Source organism: Inquilinus sp. YAF38 (assembly GCF_052113205.1).
Lineage (GTDB): Bacteria > Pseudomonadota > Alphaproteobacteria > DSM-16000 > Inquilinaceae > Inquilinus.
Genome location: NZ_JBFRCU010000135.1, coordinates 1 through 12,647, shown reverse-complemented (window position 1 = coordinate 12,647; position 12,647 = coordinate 1). Strand labels below are relative to the sequence as shown.

Sequence of the window (12,647 nt, the reverse complement as noted above, 5' to 3'; positions counted from 1 at the left end):
ACCTGCGGGTGAAGCTGGCGATGCTGGCCGCCGCCTACGAGGTGTCGGAGGACGACGAGGAGGTCGACCGCCGCGTCGCCGAGGTCTGCGAGCGGGTGGAGCGGCCGGAGGTGGCCGAGTTGATCGCAGCCAGCCGGCCGGAGGTCGCGGTGGCGGCCCTGTGCCGGCGCTGGGGCTTCCCGCCGGAGGTGGAGCGCTGGCTGGAGATGGCCGACGAGGCCATGGAGCATTACGGCTTCATCCCGCCGGAGGACGGCGAGGACGATCCGGAGGATCCGCCCGAGCCTCGCTCCGCTGCTCCCGGACGCCGCAGGCCCAAGTCGCCGGATACGGGTTGAGCGTGCGGTTCGTTGCGCAAGGTGTCCTTGGTCCCAGAGCATTGAATGTTTTGCCTCTCCCGCTTGCGGGAGAGGTCGGAGGCGCTTGCGCCTCCGGGTGAGGGGATTTTGTCGAGGCCGGGGCCCGCCCTCACCCGGTCTCGCTGCGCGAGCCCGACCTCTCCCGCCAGGCGGGAGAGGCAATACAAAGAGGTCTCGTCCAGCGGTTGTCCCAAACGCGCTTCTACCCCACCGCCAGCCCGGCAAACGGGTCGCGCCAGGCGTCGATCCGGTTCAGCCGGTCGTGCCAGCGCATGATGTTGGGATACTGCGTCACCGGGATGGCGCCGGCCTCGGCGAAGGGCAGGCCGGTCGCCACCCGGAAATCGGCATAGGTCGGACGGTCGCCGACCAGCCAGGTGCGTTCGGCCAGGATGTCGTCGAGAATCGGGCCGCAGACGGCCAGATCCTCGGCCGCGTTGTCCAGGGCGGTCTGGTTGGCCGGCCGGGACATGAACGTCGGCCGGATCAGGTTCTCGAAATAGAACACGTCCGCGGCTCGGGTGAAGTGGTGGGTGCCCCAGCTGACCCAGCGCAGCATCTCGACCATGCGCTCGTCGGTCGGCCAGAACTCGCCGCCCGCCAGGGTCGACAGCCGGTAGGCGATCGCATCCGTCTCCCACAGCGGCGCGCGGCCCTCCTCGGTCAGGATCGGCACCCGGGTGTTCGGGTTCAGCGGCCGGAACTGCTCGCGGTAGCGCGGGTCCATCGGGCTGGCGCGGACGAACTCGACCGGCGACTCCAGATGTTTCGCCACGGCCACGGCGACGCGCGGGTTGAGGTTCGGGGAATAATAGAGCTTCACGGCGCTGCCTCCTGAGCCGGTCGCGGGTCGATCACCTCGCCCCTATGGTCGCGTAGGGGAGGGCGGAATCGACAGCGCCGGTTGCCCGATGCCTCTCATTTCACCGTCATTGCGAGGAGGCGAAGCCGACGAAGCAATCCATCGTCCCGAACGAGCTGCGCCATGGATTGCTTCGCTGCGCTGGCAATGACGGTTGGGAGGGTAAGGCTCGCGCTATCCCTACCGGACCGGCTCCGCCGGGCCGCGCATCCGGCGATAGACGAAATCCGGCGGCGCCTCGCTGTGCGCCGCGGTCTCGGCGAGGCCCAGCATCGTGTCGTGGAACGGCGACAGCACGCAGGCCGGGTCGGTGGCGTCGGCCTGGCCGGTCAGGGCCAGGGACTGGCAGCGGCAGCCGCCCCAGTCGACCTCGCGCTGGTCGCAGCTGCGGCACGGCTCCGGCATCCAGGCGGTGCCCCGGAAACGCTCGAAGGCGTCCGACGCCGCCCAGATCCGGGCCAGCGGCTTGTCGCGCACCGATTCGAAGCCGAGGCCGGGGATGGTCTCGGCGGCATGGCAGGGCAGCACCTTGCCGCTCGGCGTGATGTTCAGGAAGCGCCGGCCCCAGCCGCCCATGCAGGCTTTCGGCCGCTGGGCGTAGTAATCTGGCACGACATAGTCGATCACCAGCGCGCCGTGCAGCCGCTGCCGCGCCGCCTCGACCACGGCGCTGGCGGCATCGAGCTGCTCGCGGCTCGGCATCAGCGCGTCGCGGTTGTGCAGGGCCCAGCCATAGTACTGGACATGCGCGACCTCGATCCGGGCGGCGCCGAGCCCGACGGCGAGGTCGATCATCTCGCCCAGCCGGTCGAGATTCTGCCGGTGCACCACGGCGTTCAGGGTCAGCGGCAGGCCTTCCTCCCGCACCCAGCCGGCGAAGGCCAGCTTCTTCGGCTGCGCCCCGGGATAATGGCCGATGCGCTCGGCCGACTGCACGTCGGTGTCCTGGATGCTTAGCTGGGCGTGGTCCAGCCCGGCCTCGACCAGGCCGTGGAAGCGGTCGCGGTCGATGGCGACGCCGGAGGTGATCAGGTTGCTGTACAGCCCCGCGTCACGGGCGCCGCGGATCAGCGCCTCCAGGTCGCGGCGCACGGTCGGCTCGCCGCCGGAGAAATGCACCTGCAGGATGCCGAGCTCCGCCGCCTCGCGGATCACCCGCAGCCACTCCTCGGTCGACAGCTCGTCGCGCGCCCGGTCCATCTCCAGCGGGTTGGAGCAGTAGGGGCATTGCAGCGGACAGCGATGGGTCAGCTCCAGCAGGGCGGCGAGCGGCGGTTCGGGGCGGGGGGCGATGTGATTCATGGCGCCAGGATCCGCTTGGCCGTCAGGTCGTCGATCAGCAGCACCACATCGCCCTCGACCTCGCCCGGATCGGCCTCGAAGCTGCGGGCCAGGTCGGCGACGATCTCGGCGACGGTGGCGGTGCCGTCGCAGCGCCGGACGATCTCATGCGCGGTCTCGTCCAGCAGGATCACCCGCTCCGGCGCCAGCACCACCCAGCTCTGCCGCGCCTCGTCCCAACGCATCCGCGACCCGGGCGCGAGCCGAGGGCGGGAGGGCGCGGAGTCGGGGGCTGCGCTCACCGCCGCCCCTCGGGCACGAAGGCGCCGGGCGGGATGTTGCCGGGCTCGACATAGGCGTGGTGCAGCGCGTCCAGCTGGGCCCACAGCACGTCGCATTTGAACAGCAGGGCGTTCATCACGTCCTGCTGCTGGTCCGGCCGCCGCGCCTCGCGCTTGACGTAGTCGAGGGCGAAATCGGCGTCGCGCGGCGCCTGCGACAGGCGCTTGTCGAAATAAGCCAGGGCCTCGCGCGACACGAAGTCGTAATTCGCCAGCATGCCGGCGACGCGGTTGCCGATGATGCCCGGCGCGAACAGCTCGGTCAGCGACGAGGCGACGGCCTCGAGCAGGGTGCGATCGCGCACGAAGCGGACATAGGCGTCGACCGCGAAGCGGGTGGCCGGCAGGATGCCGCGGCCGTCGATCACCTGGGCGCGGTCCAGGCCCAGCGCATCGGTCAAATGCAGCCAGCGGGCGATGCCGCCTTCACCCTCCCGCTCGCCGTCATGGTCGACCACCCGTTGCCGCCAGGCGCGGCGCAGCTCCGGGTCCTCGGCGCGCGACATCAGGGCCGAATCCTTCAGCGGGATGCGGCTCTGGTAGTAGTAGCGGTTCAGCGCCCAGGCCTGGACCTGGCCGCGGTCCAGCTTGCCGCCATGCAGCAAAGCGTGGAAGGGGTGGCGGTCATGGTACCGCTCGCGCCCGATCGCGCGCAGCGCCGCTTCGAGCTGGTCGGGGGTCATCAGGTCAGCCATCGGCTCGTCGTCCTCACAGCGCGATCTCCATGCCGTCCTCCGCCACCTCCCAGCCGGATTCGGCCAGGGCGGCGCGTTCGGGCGAGTCCTCGATCAGGACCGGGTTGGTGGTGTTGACATGGATCAGGATCCGGCGCCGGGCGCCGAGATCGGCGAAGGCTGCGATCGTGCCGTCCGGCCCGTCGATGCTCATATGGCCCATGCGCCGGCCGGTCTTGGTGCCGACCCCGGTGGTGATTAGCTCGTCGTCGCGCCACAGCGTGCCGTCGAAGAACACCAGCGGCGATCCCTGCAACCGGGCCCGCAGCGCCGGGGTCATCGTGGCGCAGCCGGGGATGTAGTGGAACCGCATGCCATTGGCGGCGATCTCCAGCCCCAGCGTCTCGTCCGGCGCGCCGGACAGGTCGCCGCCGGCCTGGCCCTCCAGATACAGCGGAACCTTGCCCGGCACCGGAAAGGCGGTGACGGTCAGGCCCAGGCCGCCGCCGGGACCGGCGATGGGGAAGGGGCCGGTCTGCGCCACCGCATGGCGCTCGACGGAACGCGGGCTCAGCGCGTCGAAGATCGGGTTGGCGGCCAGGGCCGCCAGCACCGGCGGCGCCGCCCACAGGGCGAAGGGCTGGGACTCGCGCATCGACAGCAGCCCGGCGACATGGTCGATCTCGCCGCTGGTCAGGATCACCGCCGCGATCGGGGAATGCCGCAGCCCCTCCTGCGGCCACAGCGCCGGCGTGGCCGCGACCTGCTGCCGGAAGTCGGGGGAGGCGTTCAGCAACAGCCAGCGCTCGCCATCCGCACTGACGGCGAGGGAAGCCTGGGTGCGCGGCTTGGCGCGCAAGGTCTTTGTCCGCACCCCTCGGCTGGTGGGCGCGTTGCAGTTCCATTGCGGAAAACCTCCGCCGGCGGCGGAACCGAGGACGACGATGCGCATGGTCTCAGCCCCGCTTTCCGCAGCCTCGCCGGATCCGCCGCGTGGCGGAGGGTGTCCGTTACACGGTCGCGCAGGCGTAGGCGTTGATTTCGCAGCCCACGGAGATTTCGCGGATCTTCGGTGTCTTCCAGCGCTTCATGAGGCTCCTCCGATCAAGGGTCAGCTCTCTCAGGATGACGCCACGACCCGATGATTGGTTCCGGGCCGCGACCATCACGAGCATGATGCGCCTTCCACACGTCAGTGGAATACTACTTTGGAGCCATTCCAGGCGTTTCTTGTCGCCGCGGCGGGCGACCCGGCTCGGAGCTCACTCGGTCCGAGGGACCAACCGCGCGCGCCGCTGCGTCCGTAGTTCGAGAAATCGGTCCCGTATCGCGCGGAACAGCTTGGGCGGAAGGAATCCATACGCGGCCCCGGCGGGGCCCTCTTCGCGAGGGAACCGCAGGTCCGGTCCAGGCCAATAGAACACATTGGCCTCGGTCAGAATGACCCATGAACGATCGTCATCAAGCCCGAGATGCCTTTTGACGGTCGGCGGAATCTCGACGCCGTCACCCGACTGGGCCGGCGCCGAATGGGTGATCGGCAACGCATAGACCCGGGTCCGGCCGTCTTCTTCACGATGAACCAGGAGCACGGCGCAGGGTCGATCCTTCTCGCCTTCCTCCTGGCCGGCGCGGGCAGCCTCCTCCCAGAGATAGGCGTAGCGGATGATGAGGCCGGGCGCTGGCGTCGGCCAGGTCACGAATGCTTGTCATCCAGAAGGGCGTCGAGATGAGTGTGCTCCGCCGGGACTTCGGCGCTCGCGATCAACTCGGCATCCTCGTCCGTCACATCCTCGACCCGCACGACGCGACGATCCCGGCTCTTGAGGCGCTGATACTCCTCGGCCGACAGCATGACGAGCCGGTCCCGCCCATTCTTGGTGATGGTGACGGGTTCGGAGAGGGCTCGATCGGCGAGAGCCCCCCAGCGCTTGATGAAGTCTGCGGTCGTGACACGCATGCGACACTCGCCATTTTGAACTATCTGTAAAATATGAATTCTGCAGATAGCTCACAACCCCGAGAATCTCATTTCTCCTCTTAAGCCGCCGCCGGCCTCGCGCTCATGGTCAGCAGATCGTAGCGCGCCACGGTCTCGTCGGCCTGGTTGAACACCTCGACGTCCCAGCGCACCTCGCCGTATTCCGGCATGCGGGCGGCGGTCTTGCGCTTGACCGTCAGCCGCACCCGGATCGAATCCCCGGGCGACACCGGCTTCAGGAAGCGCAGGTTGTCCAGGCCGTAATTGGCCAGGAGCGGCCCCGGCGCCGGGTCGACGAACAGGCCGGCGGCGAAGGACAGGATCAGATAGCCATGGGCCACCCGCCCGGGGAAGAACGGGTTCGCCTTGGCCGCCTCCTCGTCCATATGGGCGTAGAAGGCGTCGCCGGTGAACTCGGCGAAATGCTCGATATCGGCCAGCGTGATGGCGCGCGCGGCGGTCTCCACCGTCTCGCCGATCGCCAGTTCCTCGTAGTTGTGGCGGAACGGATGGATGGCCGGCACCGGCGCCGGGGCGCCCTGCAGCCAGGTGCGGGTCAGGGCAGAGAGGCGCGCCGGCGACCCCTGCAGGGCGGTGCGCTGCAGGTAGTGGTGCACACCGCGGATGCCGCCCAGCTCCTCGCCGCCGCCGGCGCGGCCGGGTCCGCCATGCACCAGCCCGGGCAAAGGCGAGCCATGGCCGGTCGACTCCCCGGCGCAGTCGCGGTCGACCACCAGGATCCGCCCATGGAACGGCGCCAGGCCGAACACCAGCGCCTCGGCCACGGCGTCGTCATGGGTGAAGACCGAGGCCACCAGACTGCCCTCGCCGCGGCGCACCAGCTCGACCGCCTGGTCCAGGTCGTCATAGGCGATCACCGTCGCCACCGGCCCGAAGGCCTCGACGACATGCACCTTGCGCGCCCGGGCGGGGTCGGCGCAGCGCAGCAGCACCGGGGCCAGGAAGGCGCCGCCCGGGGCGCCGTCATTCGCCGGATCGCCGACCACGATTTCCGCCTCCGTCGCCAGTTCGGCGATGCGGGCGCGGACGTCGTCGCGCTGGGCGAGGCTGACCAGCGGGCCCATCCGCGTGCCCTCCTGCCGCGGGTCGCCGATGGCCAGGCTTGTCAGCTTCTGTGACAGAGCGGCGATGACGTGCGCCTCCAGCGCCCGCGGCACCAGGATGCGGCGGATGGCGGTGCATTTCTGCCCGGCCTTCGCCGTCATCTCGCGCACCACCTCCTTGACGAACAGGTCGAACTCCGGCGTGCCCGGCACCGCGTCCAGCCCCAGCACCGCGGCATTCAGCGAATCCCGCTCGGCCACGAAGCGCACCGCGTTGCGCGAGATCGCCGGGTGGTTGCGCAGCTTTTCCGAAGTTTCGATCGAGCCGGTGAAGGCCACCAGGTCCTGCCCGGTCAGGTGGTCCAGCAGGTCGCCGGTGCCGCCGGCCACGAATTGCAGGGCGCCCGCGGGCAGGATGCCGGAGTCGGTGATCAGCCTGACCAGCGCCGCGGCGACATAGGCGGTGGCCGAGGCCGGCTTGGTGATCACCGGCACCCCCGCCAGGATCGCCGGCGCCAGCTTCTCCAAGAGGCCCCAGCACGGGAAGTTGAAGGCGTTGATATGCACGGCGACGCCGGTCAGCGGCGTCAGCACATGCACGCCGACGAAGCTGCCGCCCTTGGACAGCCGCTCGACCCCGTCCTCCAGCAGGAAGCGCTCGCTCGGCAGCTCGCGGCGTCCGCGCGAGGCATAGGCGAAGATCGTGCCGAGGCCGCCATCGATGTCGATCAGGTTGTCGCGCCGGGTCGCACCGGTGTCGGCGGCCAGCGCATAGAGCGGCTCCTTGCGCTCGGACAGGTACAGCGCCAGGGCCTTCAGCAGGTCGGCGCGCTGGTGGAAGGTCAACCGGCGCAGCGCCGGGCCGCCGACCTCGCGGGCATGGCGGACCATCGCCGCGAAGTCCAGGCCGCGGCTCGACAGCCGGGCCACCACCCGCCCGTCGATGGCGCTGGCGATGTCGACCAGCCCTTCGGTCGGGGCAGTCCAGCGGTCCTCGGCGTAGCTCTGCAGGATGGCGGTCATGGCGTCCTCCCGATCACCCGGTCGGTTGGCGATTGACAGGCCGGGTTGCGGGTCTAAGAATTAACCGATCGATCGTTCAATTCAAGAGGCCCGGCGCAACCGGCCCAGCTGGAGGAGGATGCCCGTGGAACCAACGGTCCTGGTCGACCGCCGCGACGGCTGGAGCGTCCTGACGCTCAACCGCCCGGACCGGCTGAATTCCTTCAACGAGGCGATGCATCGCGCCCTCGCCGCTGCCCTCGGGGAGATCGAGGCCGATGCCGGTTGCCGGGCGGTGCTGCTGACCGGGGCGGGGCGGGGCTTCTGCGCCGGGCAGGACCTCAACGACCGCGCCACCAGCGACCAGGCGCCCGACCTCGGCGCGACGCTGGATGGGCTGTACAACCCGCTGATCCGCCGCCTGCGGGCCCTGCCGAAGCCAGTGGTCTGCGCCGTCAACGGCGTCGCCGCCGGCGCCGGGGCCAACATCGCCCTGGCCTGCGACATCGTTCTGGCTGCGCGCTCGGCCAAGTTCATCCAGTCCTTCGCCAGGATCGGCCTGGTGCCCGATTCCGGCGGTACCTACGCGCTGCCGCGGCTGGTCGGCGCCGCCCGCGCCCGCGGCCTGGCCCTGCTGGCCGAGCCGCTGCCGGCGGACAAGGCCGAGGAATGGGGCCTGATCTGGAAGGCGGTGGACGACGCGGCGCTGCGCCAGGAGGCCGAGGCCCTGACCGCCCATCTCGCCACCCAGCCGACCCAGGGGCTGGCGCTGATCAAGCAGGCGCTCGACGCCTCCGCCGGCAACAGCCTGGACGCCCAGCTCGACCTCGAGCGCGACCTGCAGCGCCGGGCCGGGCGCACGCCGGACTATGCCGAGGGCGTCCGCGCCTTCATCGAGAAGCGGCCGGCCAAATTCACGGGGCGGGCGGAATGAAGGCGACCACGGGGGCGGAAGCCGAGGCGGTCGCCCAGGCCGCGGCCGAGACCATGTGGCGCGACGACGGCGCCAGCCGGGCGCTGGGGATGGAGATCCTGGAGGTCGGGCCCGGCCGGGCGCGGCTGGCCATGACCATCCGGCCCGACATGACCAACGGCCATGGCACCGCGCATGGCGGCTTCATCTTCACCCTGGCGGATTCGGCCTTCGCCTTCGCCTGCAACTCCGGCGGCGAGCGCACGGTGGCGGCGCATTGCAGCATCACCTTCCTGCGCCCCGGCGCGCTGGGCGACCGGCTGGTGGCGACGGCGCGGGAGGTGTCGCGGTCCGGCCGTTCCGGCCTTTACGACGTCAGCGTCGCGGTGGGCGAGACGGTGATCGCGGAGTTCCGCGGCCATTCCCGGACCGTCGGCGGGTCGTTCATCGACCGGCTGGCCGAAGGCTGAGGACGGGGAGGGGACGATGACGGCAATCCCGGGGCTGGATGCGGCCGAGCGGGCCTCGCGCGACGAGATCATGGCGCTGCAGCGCGACCGGCTGGCCTGGTCGCTGCGCCACGCCTACGACAATGTCCCGCATTACCGTCAGGTCTTCGACGCCGCCGGGGTGCATCCGTCGGATTTCCGCAACCTGCCGGACCTGGCGAAGTTCCCCTTCACCACCAAGCAGGATCTCCGCGACAACTACCCCTTCGGCCTGTTCGCCGTGCCGCGCGAGCGCATCGCCCGCATCCACGGTTCCTCCGGCACCACCGGCAAGCCGATCGTGGTCGGTTACACCCGGGCCGATCTCGACATGTGGGCCTCGGTGATGGCGCGGTCGATCCGCGCCGCCGGTGGCCGGCCCGGCATGATGGTGCATGTCGCCTATGGCTACGGCCTGTTCACCGGCGGCCTCGGCGCCCATTACGGGGCGGAGCGGCTGGGCTGCACCGTGGTGCCGATGTCGGGCGGCATGACCGAGCGCCAGGTCCAGCTGATCACCGATTTCCGGCCCAACATCATCATGGTGACGCCCAGCTATGCGCTGGCGATCCTCGACGGCTTCCGGGCCCGCAGCCTCGACCCGCGCGACAGCTCGCTGCGCTTCGGCATCTTCGGGGCCGAGCCCTGGACCAATGCGATGCGGCAGGAGATCGAGCAGGCCTTCGCCCTCGACGCCACCGACATCTACGGCCTGTCGGAGGTGATCGGCCCCGGCGTCGCCCAGGAATGCGTCGAGACCAAGGACGGGCTGCATGTCTGGGAGGACCATTTCCTGCCGGAGGTGATCGACCCGGTCACCGGCGCCGTGCTGCCGGACGGCGAGATCGGCGAGCTGGTCTTCACCTCCCTGACCAAGGAGGCGTTCCCGGTCATCCGCTACCGCACCCGCGACCTGACCCGGCTGCTGCCCGGCTCGGCCCGGGCCGGCATGCGCCGGATGGAGAAGGTCACCGGCCGGTCCGACGACATGATCATCCTGCGCGGCGTCAACGTCTTCCCGACCCAGATCGAGGAGGCGCTGCTGGCCTGCGACTGGTGCGGCGGCCACTTCGTCATCGAGCTCAGCCGGCCCGGGCGGCTCGACGAGATGACGGTGCTGGCCGAGGCCCGGCCGGAGCATTGGGACGGGGCGGGCCTGGTGGTCCATGCCGAGCGGCTGACGCTGCGGATCAAGGACACGGTCGGGATCTCGGCCCGGGTGGTGATCCAGCCGCCCGGCACGATCGAACGCTCGGCCGGCAAGGCCAGGCGGGTGATCGACAAGCGGCCGAAGGGGTAGGCGGACGGACAACGCCCCCTTTCTGTCATGCCCGGGCTTGACCCGGGCATCCAGGGAATACCGATGCCGTTCTGGGCGGCCCCTGGATTGCCGGGTCAAGCCCGGCAATGACAAGAAGAGAGGCCTGCGCGATTAAGCGCTTCTGCTGCCAGGAGATGATTGGAAGGCCAGGAGTCGTGCCCGGACGGCTCTCTCAACGTCCTCCCAGGTATGGCTGCCACCCCTCGCGATCGAGGCGTTCAGCATCTCACGCAAGGCTCGCAGCTTCTCTTCGTCACGGTCCTTCCGGAGGCCCTCGATCGGTGCAGTCATGCTGATTTCTCCGCCTGCAACGACCAGAGCATAACCTGAGAACCTGCGGTTCCCGTCATCACTTGCAAGGTCACATCTGGTCATAGTCGACCACCACCCGGTCGGTCTTGGGATGCGACTGGCAGGTCAGGATGAAGCCGGCTTCGAGCTCCCAGGGCTCCAGCGAGTAGTTCAGGTCCATCGCCGCCTCGCCCTCGACCAGCTTGGCGCGGCAGGTCGAGCACATGCCGCCCTTGCAGGCATAGGGCAGGTCCATGCCGGCGCGCAGCGCCGCGTCCAGGATGCTCTCGTCCTCCGCCACCGGCACCTCGCGGCGCTTGCCGTCGACGGTCAGCACCGCGATGCGGCTCGGCGCGTCGAGCGGCGGCGCGACCGACTTCGGCCGCGGCCGGCCGCCGAGGGCGGAGACGAACAGCTCGACATGCACTTTTTCCGGGCCGACGCCGAGCTCCGCCAGCGTCCCGGCGATCTCCCGGCTCATCGCCTCAGGGCCGCAGAGATAGACTTCGTCGACCGCCTCGGCCGGCACCACCAGCCGCAGCAGGAGCCGCACCTTGTCGCCGTCCAGCCGGCCGTTGAGGATGGGCAGGTCCTGCTCCTCCTGCGACAGCACATGGAACACCGAGAGCCGGCCGAGGAAGCGGTCCTTCAACTCCTCCAGCGCCTCGCGGAACAGGATCTCGCCGGTCGAGCGGTTGCCGTAGAACAGGAAGAAGCGGCTGTCCGGCTCGCGCGCCAGCACGCCGCGCAGGATCGACAGCACCGGGGTGATGCCGGAGCCGGCGGCGAAGCCGACATGGATTCGTGGTCGTTCCGGGATGCAGGGCACGCCGAAGCGGCCGGTCGGGGTCATCACCTCGACCGCGTCGCCGGGCTGCAGCGCGCGGTTGACCCAGTCGGAGAAGACGCCGCCCTCGACCCGCTTCACCGCGATCCGCAGCTCGCCGTCATCGGGGCCGGAGCAGATCGAGTAGGACCGGCGCAAATCCTCGCCGTCGATGGTGGCGCGCAGGGTCAGGTACTGGCCGGGATTGTAGCGGTAGTCGGCGGCGAGTTCGCCCGGCACGTCGAAGGCGATCGAGACCGCGTCGGCCGTCTCGCGCCGCAGGTCGCGGATGGTCAGGCGGTGGAAGCGCGGCGCGGCGGCGGACATCGGTGGCTCCCGGCCGTCAGTGGCACTTGAAATAGTCGAAAGGCTCGCGGCAGTCGGTGCAGCGCCACAGCGCCTTGCAAGAGGTCGAGCCGAACTCCGCCAGGCGTTCGGTATGAACCGAGCCGCACTGCGGACAGGGAACGGTCTCGGCGCCGAACAGGGCGCGGCGGCCGGCGCCGTCCTGCGGCGGGGCGACGCCATAGGCGGCCAGCTTGCAGCGGCCTTCCGGCGTCAGCCAGGCGGTGGTCCAGGCCGGCGACAGCACGGTGCGCACCTGCGCGCCGCCGATGCCCGCCCGATCCAGCGCCAGGCCGATCTCCAGCGCGATGACGTTCATCGCCGGGCAGCCGGAATAGGTCGGTGTGATTGCCACCTCGACTTGCCCGTCGCGCACCGTCACGTCGCGCAGCACGCCGAGATCGGCGATGGTCAGCACCGGCAGCTCCGGATCGACCACGGCCGCCGCGGCCTCCCAGGCGCGCCGGCGAAGCGCCGCCGCTTCTTTTTGAGTCCCCCCTCCCCCTGCGGGWGGGGGGTAGGGGGAGGGGGTTGTCTCAGCCCGAGCCGCCGGAGCGTCGGGGTGGGCCGGCTCCGAAGCCGATGGGGACTTGGACTCTTCGCGCGCAGACGCGCGCAGACCCCTCCCCCTACCCCCCTCCCGCAAGGGGCAGGGGAATCGCATTTGAATGAAGGAGGGGGTTGCGGGAGGAAGAGAGATCGATTCTGTAGAGGCTTTCTCTTGCGGAGGAGGCCCGATGTCGTCGCTGATCACAATCCTGCGCGAGGTTCGCGATCCGCGCGACCCGAACGCCCGGCACGATCTGGCGGAGCTGTTGTTCGTGGCGCTGGCGGCGACGTTGTGCGGGGCCAAGAGCTGCGTGGAGATCGCCGAGTTCGGCGAGGGTCGGGAAGAGGAG

The 12,647-nt window shown here is 70.1% G+C and carries 16 protein-coding genes; 5 read left to right on the top strand and 11 right to left on the bottom strand.

Translation table 11 applies throughout. The features are described from left to right. Window positions 1-338, top strand: a 338-nt coding sequence (locus tag AB4Z01_RS34125) for a hypothetical protein (RefSeq protein WP_441701012.1), incomplete at its 5' end; no start/stop codon positions are given. Between the two features lie 223 nt (window positions 339-561). Here the strand turns inward: AB4Z01_RS34125 and AB4Z01_RS34120 are convergent. From AB4Z01_RS34120 to paaZ, 9 genes are all read right to left on the bottom strand, one after another. Beyond that, window positions 562-1,182, bottom strand: coding sequence for a glutathione S-transferase family protein (locus AB4Z01_RS34120; RefSeq protein WP_441701010.1), 621 nt, complete (start codon window positions 1,180-1,182; stop codon window positions 562-564). Between the two features lie 219 nt (window positions 1,183-1,401). Then, window positions 1,402-2,523, bottom strand: a complete 1,122-nt coding sequence (gene pqqE, locus AB4Z01_RS34115) for a pyrroloquinoline quinone biosynthesis protein PqqE (protein ID WP_441701008.1) — start codon at window positions 2,521-2,523, stop codon at window positions 1,402-1,404. Further along, window positions 2,520-2,747, bottom strand: coding sequence for a pyrroloquinoline quinone biosynthesis peptide chaperone PqqD (pqqD, locus tag AB4Z01_RS34110; protein ID WP_441701006.1), 228 nt, complete (start codon window positions 2,745-2,747; stop codon window positions 2,520-2,522). Before pqqD ends, pqqE begins: the two co-directional genes overlap by 4 nt. A gap of 53 nt (window positions 2,748-2,800) precedes the next feature. Further along, window positions 2,801-3,538, bottom strand: coding sequence for a pyrroloquinoline-quinone synthase PqqC (pqqC, locus tag AB4Z01_RS34105; RefSeq protein WP_441701004.1), 738 nt, complete (start codon window positions 3,536-3,538; stop codon window positions 2,801-2,803). 13 nt (window positions 3,539-3,551) lie between these two features. Continuing rightward, on the bottom strand, window positions 3,552-4,469 hold the full coding sequence (pqqB, locus tag AB4Z01_RS34100) for a pyrroloquinoline quinone biosynthesis protein PqqB (protein WP_441701002.1): 918 nt from the start codon (window positions 4,467-4,469) through the stop codon (window positions 3,552-3,554). 58 nt (window positions 4,470-4,527) lie between these two features. Then, complete coding sequence (pqqA, locus tag AB4Z01_RS34095; protein ID WP_441701001.1) at window positions 4,528-4,692, bottom strand: pyrroloquinoline quinone precursor peptide PqqA; 165 nt, start codon at window positions 4,690-4,692, stop codon at window positions 4,528-4,530. Between the two features lie 87 nt (window positions 4,693-4,779). Continuing rightward, window positions 4,780-5,217, bottom strand: coding sequence for a hypothetical protein (locus AB4Z01_RS34090; protein ID WP_441700999.1), 438 nt, complete (start codon window positions 5,215-5,217; stop codon window positions 4,780-4,782). Continuing rightward, complete coding sequence (locus AB4Z01_RS34085) at window positions 5,214-5,477, bottom strand: type II toxin-antitoxin system prevent-host-death family antitoxin (protein ID WP_441700998.1); 264 nt, start codon at window positions 5,475-5,477, stop codon at window positions 5,214-5,216. Before AB4Z01_RS34085 ends, AB4Z01_RS34090 begins: the two co-directional genes overlap by 4 nt. Before the next feature lie 80 nt (window positions 5,478-5,557). Continuing rightward, window positions 5,558-7,585: a phenylacetic acid degradation bifunctional protein PaaZ gene (gene paaZ / locus AB4Z01_RS34080; protein ID WP_441700996.1), complete on the bottom strand. Its 2,028-nt coding sequence runs from the start codon at window positions 7,583-7,585 to the stop codon at window positions 5,558-5,560. Window positions 7,586-7,703: 118 nt separating this feature from the next. Here paaZ and paaG point away from each other — a divergent pair, with 118 nt between their 5' ends. Genes paaG through paaK form a run of 3 tightly spaced genes read left to right on the top strand, consistent with a single transcriptional unit; the run spans window position 7,704 to window position 10,265 of the window. Beyond that, window positions 7,704-8,498 (top strand): 2-(1,2-epoxy-1,2-dihydrophenyl)acetyl-CoA isomerase PaaG, encoded by a 795-nt coding sequence (gene paaG, locus AB4Z01_RS34075; protein ID WP_441700994.1) that lies wholly within the window; start codon window positions 7,704-7,706, stop codon window positions 8,496-8,498. Next, window positions 8,495-8,947, top strand: coding sequence for a hydroxyphenylacetyl-CoA thioesterase PaaI (gene paaI, locus AB4Z01_RS34070; RefSeq protein WP_441700992.1), 453 nt, complete (start codon window positions 8,495-8,497; stop codon window positions 8,945-8,947). The genes paaG and paaI overlap by 4 nt, the downstream gene beginning before the upstream one ends. A gap of 16 nt (window positions 8,948-8,963) precedes the next feature. Next, window positions 8,964-10,265, top strand: a complete 1,302-nt coding sequence (gene paaK / locus AB4Z01_RS34065) for a phenylacetate--CoA ligase PaaK (protein ID WP_441700990.1) — start codon at window positions 8,964-8,966, stop codon at window positions 10,263-10,265. A 382-nt stretch (window positions 10,266-10,647) separates the two neighbouring features. Here paaK and paaE read toward each other — a convergent pair whose 3' ends face one another. Together paaE and paaD are read right to left on the bottom strand one after the other, a co-directional pair. Beyond that, a complete protein-coding gene (gene paaE / locus AB4Z01_RS34060; protein WP_441700988.1) occupies window positions 10,648-11,730 on the bottom strand; it encodes a 1,2-phenylacetyl-CoA epoxidase subunit PaaE in 1,083 nt (360 codons plus the stop codon). 16 nt (window positions 11,731-11,746) lie between these two features. Beyond that, a complete protein-coding gene (gene paaD, locus AB4Z01_RS34055) occupies window positions 11,747-12,412 on the bottom strand; it encodes a 1,2-phenylacetyl-CoA epoxidase subunit PaaD (RefSeq protein ID WP_441700986.1) in 666 nt (221 codons plus the stop codon). A 73-nt stretch (window positions 12,413-12,485) separates the two neighbouring features. On the opposite strand from paaD, the gene AB4Z01_RS34050 reads away from it, so the two are divergent. Next, the coding region (locus tag AB4Z01_RS34050) for a transposase family protein (RefSeq protein WP_441700655.1) at window positions 12,486-12,647 on the top strand (162 nt) is incomplete at its 3' end.

What these genes read in the sequence shown, in the direction of transcription:
- paaI (WP_441700992.1), top strand. Translation starts at nt 8,495, where the DNA reads ATGAAGGCGACCACGGGGGCGGAAGCCGAGGCGGTCGCCCAGGCCGCG.
- paaE (WP_441700988.1), bottom strand. Translation starts at nt 11,730, where the DNA reads ATGTCCGCCGCCGCGCCGCGCTTCCACCGCCTGACCATCCGCGACCTG.
- paaG (WP_441700994.1), top strand. Translation starts at nt 7,704, where the DNA reads ATGCCCGTGGAACCAACGGTCCTGGTCGACCGCCGCGACGGCTGGAGC.
- pqqA (WP_441701001.1), bottom strand. Translation starts at nt 4,692, where the DNA reads ATGCTCGTGATGGTCGCGGCCCGGAACCAATCATCGGGTCGTGGCGTC.
- AB4Z01_RS34085 (WP_441700998.1), bottom strand. Translation starts at nt 5,477, where the DNA reads ATGCGTGTCACGACCGCAGACTTCATCAAGCGCTGGGGGGCTCTCGCC.
- pqqC (WP_441701004.1), bottom strand. Translation starts at nt 3,538, where the DNA reads ATGGCTGACCTGATGACCCCCGACCAGCTCGAAGCGGCGCTGCGCGCG.
- pqqE (WP_441701008.1), bottom strand. Translation starts at nt 2,523, where the DNA reads ATGAATCACATCGCCCCCCGCCCCGAACCGCCGCTCGCCGCCCTGCTG.
- paaK (WP_441700990.1), top strand. Translation starts at nt 8,964, where the DNA reads ATGACGGCAATCCCGGGGCTGGATGCGGCCGAGCGGGCCTCGCGCGAC.
- paaZ (WP_441700996.1), bottom strand. Translation starts at nt 7,585, where the DNA reads ATGACCGCCATCCTGCAGAGCTACGCCGAGGACCGCTGGACTGCCCCG.
- pqqB (WP_441701002.1), bottom strand. Translation starts at nt 4,469, where the DNA reads ATGCGCATCGTCGTCCTCGGTTCCGCCGCCGGCGGAGGTTTTCCGCAA.
- pqqD (WP_441701006.1), bottom strand. Translation starts at nt 2,747, where the DNA reads ATGCGTTGGGACGAGGCGCGGCAGAGCTGGGTGGTGCTGGCGCCGGAG.